Origin of the sequence: Acinetobacter sp. V2, assembly GCF_001188385.1 — a bacterium.
GTDB lineage: Bacteria > Pseudomonadota > Gammaproteobacteria > Pseudomonadales > Moraxellaceae > Acinetobacter > Acinetobacter oleivorans.
Window position 1 is genome coordinate 294599 of the sequence record NZ_JZFB01000004.1, and the last position, 479, is coordinate 295077.

Annotated in this window: 1 protein-coding gene; it reads left to right on the forward strand. The window is 39.0% G+C overall.

The window, feature by feature from the left end; all coding sequences use genetic code 11:
- On the forward strand, positions 1-479 hold a 479-nt coding region (locus tag UC75_RS21835; protein ID WP_228137391.1), incomplete at both ends, for an ATP-binding protein.

Below are 479 nucleotides of genomic sequence, written 5' to 3' on the forward strand. Positions count from 1 at the left end.
CTGTTTCACGATCTTAAAATACAGTTTCAATATGAAAAACAGCCGATTACCTTAATTTTAGGTGAACAAGCAACGGGTAAAAGTATGTTGCTCAAACATACTTACCATGCTCTAACTTGGTTCCCTGCCCGTTTTAAAGATTTACGTAGCCCCGGTATTGTTATGCCTGACCAAGACATTACTCAATCGCGTCTACAGTCAAAAATCGAAGTGACCCTTCAAGTTCCACCAGAAATTGGCTCTTTACCAGAAAGTACTTCTGCACAAGAGGTAGATTCTTCGCTGTGTAGCTGGAAACTTTTTAAAACCCTAAATTCAAGTGGCATTGGAATCAGCCAAGTTGAAACTCAGCAACTTGACCAGACTATGGCCCTTTATCAACAAGTCATCAAAAAAGATCCATTACAAGGGTTACCCTTAATCGCTTACTACCCAGCCGAGCGATTTGTAAATGATATTAATCTGCTCAATAAAAATTT